The following is a 6,733-nucleotide window of genomic DNA, read 5'->3' on the forward strand; positions in this document are numbered from 1 at the left end:
GCTTGGTGCGGCCCGAACGCCGGAATCAGCGGGCCAGACGGCCGGTCGGCTCGAGGGCGCGCTGCAGCGCTCGGTAGATTCGCCCGAACCGCGCCGCATCCATCGTGCGCAGCAGCAGGACGTCACCGTGCCGGGTGCGGCCCCAGATCTCGCGCGGCCGGCTGCCCCGGTCGTAGGAGCGGTCCACCCGCTCGAGCAGCAGGTCGGCGAGCGGCGCGGCGGCCAGCCCGACCAGGATTCCGCCGCCGATCAGCCCGATGGTCACCGCGGTCGGCGCGTCCGCGACCACGGCGATCACCACGCCGAGCGCGCCGATCAGGAGCGGCAGCACCATCGCCACCCCGAGCGCGCCCCGGTTGGCGATGGTCGCCCACGACCGGCTGCCCGCCCGATGCCACACCTGCCGCAGCTCGGCCGGGACGTAGTTGCACCCGTTCATCCGGATTCCGGACGAAGTGATCCAGACGTCGCCGTCCCGGTAGTAGGTGGTCATTCACTCTCCGTACCCGTCGTAGGCTCTCGCTTAACCAACACTCAGGGAGGCGTGTTTCGTGGGCGAGTTCGTACAGCTGGAGATCACCGACGGCATCGGCACCATCCGGATCGACCGGCCCCCGATGAACCCGCTCAACACCCAAGTACAGGAAGAGCTTCGGGTCGCCGCGCATTCCGCCGCCGGCTCCGAGGAGGTCAAGGCCGTCATCGTGTACGGCGGGGAGAAGGTCTTCGCGGCGGGCGCGGACATCACCGAGTTCACCGAGCTCAGCTACCGGGACATGGTACTGCGGGCGGGCGCGCTGTCCGGCGCGTTCGACTCGGTCGCGCAGATTCCGAAGCCGGTGGTGGCGGCCATCACCGGGTACGCGCTCGGCGGCGGCTGTGAGCTCGCCCTCGCCTGCGACTGGCGGGTGGTGGCCGACGACGCCAAGCTCGGCCAGCCCGAGATCCGGCTGGGCCTGATCCCCGGCGCGGGCGGTACCCAGCGGCTGGCCCGGCTGGTCGGCCCGGCCAAGGCCAAAGATCTGATCTTCTCGGGCCGGATGGTGGACGCCGAGGAGGCGTTGCGGATCGGGCTGGCCGATCGGGTCGCGCCGGCCGCCGAGGTCTACGCCACCGCCGAGGCGCTGGTCCGCCCGTACGTGACCGGCCCGGCGCTGGCACTGCGCGCCGCGAAGCAGGCGATCGACAGCGGGCTGAGCATGGATCTCGCCAACGGCCTGGCCCTGGAGTCCCAGCTCTTCGCCTCGCTGTTCGCCACCGAGGACATGGCCGAGGGCACCGCCGCCTTCGTCGCGAAGCGTAAGCCCACATTTACCGGGCGCTGACCCTCGCTTCCATCGATCGCGTGCCATAAAGTCCGTCGTTGTGGATTCGTTACCCGCCGCGGGCACGGTGCGCCGCACCGTGCGCGTGGCGGTTGCCCTGGTGGTGGGTCAGGCGTTGCTCGTCGGGCTGATCGGGTGGCTCACCCTCGGCCGGGCCGGCGGCGCCGGTGGAAAGGTCGACGCCATGGCCGCCCCGCCGGCCGCCCGACCGCCGACCGGCGCCGGGCGGCACGTCCAGCCGCCCACGTCACCGGGCAGGTCCGCCGCCTCGCCGGCGACCACGACCCGCGCCACGCACCGCAAGGCCGTCCCGGTCCACGTGCCCCTCGCGCCGCCCGCGCGCCCTCCGCAGCCTCCGCCGCCGCGGCCCGCGCAGCCGCCGCCCCCGGCGATCGCGGTGCCCGCGCTGCCCGCGCCCGCTCCGACGGTCGTAGCGACCACGGTCGTGCCCCCGGCCCTGGTCCCGGTGGTGCCGCCGGCGCCGTCCGCGTCGTTCGGGCCGGTCGTGGTCGGCGACCCCTGCTCGCCCGAAGGGGCGTACGCGTTCACCGCCGACAGTGTGCTGGTTCGCTGTACGCGCACGTCGCATCACCGACTGCTCTGGAAGATCGTCTAGGGGACGGGACCCCCTAGACTCACCGTCATGGCCACTGACCCTGGGGGCCCGAAGCGGCACGCCCTCGGCGTGGACTTCGGGACGTCGAACACCGTCGCGGTGGCGCGCTGGCCAGACGGGCGGGCGCGTCCGATCCTGGTCGACGGCTCGCCGCTGCTGCCCTCGGCCGTCTACGCCGAGCCCGGCGGGGCCCTGGCCGTGGGCCGCGACGCCGTGCACAGCGCCCGGCTCGACCCGGCCCGCTTCGAGCCCAACCCGAAGCGCCGCATCGACGACGGCCTGGTGCTGCTCGGCGACCACGAGTTCGAGGTGGTCGACCTGATCGCCGGCGTGCTGGCCCGGGTCGCCGAGGAGTGGCACCGCGCGGTCGGCCCGGTACGCCCCGACACCACCCTGACCTGCCCGGCCACCTGGGGTGCGGCCCGCCGCGGGCTGCTCGCCGAGGCGGCCGCCCGGGCCGGGCTCGAGGGCGCCCGGCTGGTCGCCGAGCCGGTCGCCGCGGCCACCTACTTCGCCGAGATCCTCGGCCGGGACGTGCCGATCGGCTCGGTCGTCGTGGTGCACGACTTCGGGGCCGGCACGTTCGACGCGAGCGTGGTCGCGCGTACCGCCGAGGGTTTTGAAGTGATGGCGGTCGACGGCCGCGACGACATCGGCGGCCTCGACGTGGACGCCGCGATCGTCGAGCACCTGCGCACCGACGCGTGGGAACGGCTCCTCGAGCCGACCACGGTGGAGGAGCGCCGCGCCCGCCGCCAGCTCTGGGACGACGTGCGGATCGCCAAGGAGCGGCTGTCCCGCGCCCAGTCCGCCGATTTCATGGTGCCGCTGCTCGACACCGAGGTTCATCTGACCCGCGACGAGCTGGAAAAGCTGGCCCGCCCGGTGCTCGACCAGACGGTTCGCATCACCAACGGCCTGCTCCGCTGGGCCGACCTGCCGGAGGGGCGGCTGGCCGGGGTGTTCCTGGTCGGCGGAGCGAGCCGGATCCCCCTGGTGGCCACGCTGCTGCACCGGGAGCTCGGCGAGGCGCCGGTGGTGATCGAGCAGCCCGAGCTGGTGGTGGCCGAGGGCAGCATCCTGGCCGATGCGGCCCTGCTGACGACGCAGCCGGCCGCGCCCGGCCCGACCGCCGAGCTGCGGCTGGTGTCGCAGGGCCGGGCCGAGTCGGCGACGGTCAAGGTCGCGCCGGCCGCTCCGCCGCCTCCTCCACCTCCCCCGGCGCACATCCCGGGCACCACCGGGTTGCAGCCGGCCGTCGACCCCTGGCCGGACGCCGATCATGGGCACTGGGTGCCCGATCCGCATGCCACCGTCGCGACCGCGAAACCGCGTTTCGAGCAGGCCCCGCCCGTACCGGCAAATCCGCCCGCACCCCCGCGGCGCGATACCCGGCCGATGCCGCCGGTGAAGGCAACCAGCCGGCCCGTTTCCCCGTCGCCGCAGGCGACGCCTCCGCCGCGGCCGCAGCCGCGCATCCATCCGTCCAGCCAGCCACACACCCTGGTCGAGCCGCCGGCTAAGGTCGCCAAGCGCAAGCCTCGCCGGCGCGGCCGGTTCCGGCGCTTTCTCCAGATCGTGCTGAGCATCGTCGTGATGCTGACTGTGCCGGTCGCCGCGCTGGTGGTGGCCTACGGTTACGGCAATGGCGACTCGCTGATGGTCGACGCCCAGAACCTGCTGCGCGACATCGAGAGACTGCTGGGTATCTGAGTCTGATTCATCTTTGACGTACCGACCGGTAACGTGCTGGCGACGGCACGGCGACGGAGGCGGGCATGGCGGAAGTGATCGAGGGACACGGCGGCGATCTGGCGCTCGCGGCGCTGCGGGCGTTCGGGGTGCGGGAGATGTTCACCCTCTCCGGCGGGCACGTGTTCCCGCTCTACGACGCCGCGCACAAGCAAAACTTCCCGATCTTCGACGTACGCCACGAGCAGAGCGCCGTGTTCGCGGCCGAGGCCGTCGCCAAGCTGCAACGGCGCCCGGGCCTGGCCGTGCTCACCGCCGGCCCCGGCGTCACCAACGGGATCTCCGGGCTGACCAGTGCGTTGTTCAACGCCTCGCCGGTGTTCGTGCTCGGCGGCCGGGCGCCGCAGTTCCGCTGGGGCTCGGGCAGCCTGCAGGAGTTCGACCACGTGCCGCTGGTCGCGCCGATCACCAAGTACGCCGCTACGGTCACCGACACCGACGGGATCGCCGGCGAGATCACCGCGGCGCTCACCGCGGCGCTGACCCCGCACCGCGGGCCGGCCTTCCTCGACCTGCCGCTCGAAGTGATCTTCTCGGCCGGGGAGGCGGCCGCGCCCGGTTCGCCGGCGGTGCCGGTTCTGGAGGCTGACCCTGCCGATGTCGATCGGGCCGCGACGCTGCTCGCCTCCGCCGCCCGTCCGGTGATCATCGCGGGGTCGGACGTCTGGGGCGGCGACGCGATCGACGCGCTCCGGGCGGTCGCCGAGGCGCTGCAGATCCCGGTCTTCACCAACGGGATGGGGCGCGGCGCGCTGCCGCCGTCGCACCCGCTGGCCTTCGCCAAGGCGCGGCGGCCCGCGCTCAACGAGGCGGACGTGGTCTGCGTGATCGGGACGCCGCTGGACTTCCGGCTGGGGTTCGGCGAGTTCGGCGAGGCGCAGGTCGTCCACATTGTCGACGCGCCGTCGCAGCGGGCCTCGCACGTGACCCCGGCGGTCTCCCCGGCCGGTGACCTCCGCCGGATCCTGACCGACATCGCGGGATATCGGGGGACGGTCACGGCACATGCCGAGTGGATCGCCGGACTGCGGGCCGCCGAGGACGCCGGCAAGGCCCGCGACGCCGAGGCGATGGCCGCCGAGACCGACCCGATCAAGCCCGCCCGCATCTACGGCGAGCTGCGCAAGGTCCTCGCACCCGACGCGGTGACCATCGGCGACGGCGGCGACTTCGTCTCGTACGCGGGCCGCTTCCTCGAGCCCGCCCAGCCCGGCACCTGGCTCGACCCCGGCCCGTACGGCTGCCTGGGCACCGGCATGGGCTACGCGATGGGCGCCCGGGTCACCTACCCCGACCGGCAGATCTGCGTGCTGCTCGGCGACGGCGCGGCCGGTTTCTCCCTGATGGACGCCGAGTCGCTGGCCCGCCAGAACCTGCCAGTGGTGATGGTTGTGGGAAACAACGGCATCTGGGGCCTCGAGAAGCACCCGATGAACGCGATGTACGGCTACGACGTGGCCGCAGACCTGCAGCCCGGCCTGCGCTACGACGAGGTGGTGCGCGCACTCGGCGGCGCCGGCGAGACGGTCGAGAAGGCGGCGGACCTCGGGCCGGCCCTGAACCGCGCCTTCGACTCGGGCGTCCCGTACCTGGTCAACGTCCTGACCGACCCGGCCGATGCGTACCCCCGCAGCTCCAACCTCGCGTAGCCGTCAGTCGTCCTCGTGGTTGTTGTTGTTGAACTCTTTCTCCCACTGGGCGAGCATCTCGCGGTCGCGGCGGGACTGCTCGGTGTTCATCGAGCGCAGGAAGTCGGCATCGTCGTCCGGTGAGGACGGGCGCGCCTTGGTCCGGCGGATCGGCGTGCCCTCGCGCGGCGCCGGGACCGGCCGGCCCCAGACGAAGTAGGAGATCGGCCCGAGCAGGGGGATCAGGAGAATCAGCAGCGCCCAGACGGCACGCGGCGCGTTGCGGACGCGCTCGGCCGACAGCACGCTGATCAACGCCAGCACAAAGAGGACCAGCTGCACGGCAGCCAGGAAAATGAACAACCGGACCATACGGCAATGATGACGCGGCGCGGCGCTCGCGGCACCGATCACAGCATGACAACCAGCCCGCCGAGGACCGCCATGGCCGCCGCGAGCAGCGCGTAGACCGGAATGAGCCGGCGGCCGGGCCGCGGCGGACGGCGGCGCAGGCCGTAGGAGCGCCGGTAGGCGAGGGCGATCATGGTGACCCAGCCGGCCATCGCCAGGGCGGCGACCAGCCAGGCGAGGACGCCGGCCTGCGGCCGGAAGGCCGGCCGGACGGCGAGCAGGGCGACCGCGGTCGCCGAGAGACCGGTACGCCGCCAGGCCAGTCGGGTCCGCTCGGCGGCCGCCCCGCTGTCCGGCGTCATCGGACTGCCTTGATCAGGACCGCGGCCGCCAAGAGCAGCGCGCCGGCCGCCACCACCAGGGCGAGGATTGCCGGGAACTTCGAGCCGGGCAGTTCCTGGCCGAGCCGCATGGCCCGCTCGGTGCGCGCCCAGTGGTCGACCGCGCGCAGCGCGACCACGGCGCCGAGCAGCAGCAGGGCGATCGCGATGATCTCGCGCAGGTGCGCGACCGAGAGCGGGGGCAGGAACTGCGCGCAGGCCAGCCCGCCGGCGATCAGCGCTAGGCCGGTGCGGATCCAGGCCAGGAAGGTTCGCTCGTTGGCGAGCGAGAAACGATAGTCGGGCGTACGGCCGACGGTCGGCTGGTTCTCCGGGTCGAACCACTGCCGCAGGGCACCGAACACCGGATGATTATCGACCGCGGGCGTCAAGAAGGCTCGCCCCGATCATGCTGACTTCGTCACTGGCGCGGCGTTCGCGCAACTGGCCGCGGGACTCGGCCGCAAGCGTCGACGGGCGTGGTGTTGTATGGATGTCGGGCGGCTTGGGCCCGCCGGTGGTCGAGCGATTTGGCCGGACATATCGTGACAACCTCCTTTCTTCATCATCGTGAGGTGTGTCACTGTGGGTGGCTCTCACGCATAAGCTACTGACGGGTAACCTTTCGAGGTGGCGGTCCGACCGCAACGGTGCGTTCACAACAGGAGGGTCGTAGTAGCG

At 72.7% G+C, this 6,733-nt stretch carries 8 protein-coding genes; 4 read left to right on the forward strand and 4 right to left on the reverse strand.

Annotation, left to right across the window (positions count from 1 at the left end; genetic code table 11):
- Positions 1 to 25: 25 nt before the first annotated feature.
- Complete coding sequence (locus ODJ79_RS13150) at positions 26 to 493, reverse strand: DUF6232 family protein (protein ID WP_263023669.1); 468 nt, start codon at positions 491 to 493, stop codon at positions 26 to 28.
- 58 nt (positions 494 to 551) lie between these two features.
- On the opposite strand from ODJ79_RS13150, the gene ODJ79_RS13155 reads away from it, so the two are divergent.
- The 4 genes from ODJ79_RS13155 to ODJ79_RS13170 all read left to right on the forward strand — a co-directional run bounded on the left by ODJ79_RS13155 (position 552) and on the right by ODJ79_RS13170 (position 5,342).
- Complete coding sequence (locus tag ODJ79_RS13155; protein WP_263023670.1) at positions 552 to 1,325, forward strand: enoyl-CoA hydratase/isomerase family protein; 774 nt, start codon at positions 552 to 554, stop codon at positions 1,323 to 1,325.
- Between the two features lie 40 nt (positions 1,326 to 1,365).
- Positions 1,366 to 1,941: a hypothetical protein gene (locus tag ODJ79_RS13160; protein WP_263023671.1), complete on the forward strand. Its 576-nt coding sequence runs from the start codon at positions 1,366 to 1,368 to the stop codon at positions 1,939 to 1,941.
- Positions 1,942 to 1,968: 27 nt separating this feature from the next.
- Positions 1,969 to 3,654, forward strand: a complete 1,686-nt coding sequence (locus ODJ79_RS13165; protein ID WP_263023672.1) for an Hsp70 family protein — start codon at positions 1,969 to 1,971, stop codon at positions 3,652 to 3,654.
- A 65-nt stretch (positions 3,655 to 3,719) separates the two neighbouring features.
- Positions 3,720 to 5,342, forward strand: coding sequence for an acetolactate synthase (locus tag ODJ79_RS13170; RefSeq protein ID WP_263023673.1), 1,623 nt, complete (start codon positions 3,720 to 3,722; stop codon positions 5,340 to 5,342).
- Between the two features lie 3 nt (positions 5,343 to 5,345).
- Here the strand turns inward: ODJ79_RS13170 and ODJ79_RS13175 are convergent, their stop codons facing one another.
- From ODJ79_RS13175 to ODJ79_RS13185, 3 genes are read right to left on the reverse strand one after another with little or no spacing between them, the layout of a single operon-like run.
- Positions 5,346 to 5,693, reverse strand: coding sequence for a PLDc N-terminal domain-containing protein (locus ODJ79_RS13175; RefSeq protein WP_263023674.1), 348 nt, complete (start codon positions 5,691 to 5,693; stop codon positions 5,346 to 5,348).
- Between the two features lie 38 nt (positions 5,694 to 5,731).
- Entirely contained in the window at positions 5,732 to 6,034 is a 303-nt protein-coding gene (locus ODJ79_RS13180; RefSeq protein ID WP_263023675.1) for a DUF202 domain-containing protein, read from the reverse strand.
- Positions 6,031 to 6,417 carry a YidH family protein gene (locus ODJ79_RS13185; protein WP_263023676.1) on the reverse strand — a complete coding sequence of 129 codons (387 nt, stop codon included), beginning with the start codon at positions 6,415 to 6,417 and terminating at the stop codon, positions 6,031 to 6,033. Before ODJ79_RS13185 ends, ODJ79_RS13180 begins: the two co-directional genes overlap by 4 nt.
- Between the last annotated feature and the right edge of the window lie 316 nt (positions 6,418 to 6,733).

Source organism: Actinoplanes sp. KI2 (genome assembly GCF_025630775.1).
Lineage (GTDB): Bacteria > Actinomycetota > Actinomycetes > Mycobacteriales > Micromonosporaceae > Actinoplanes.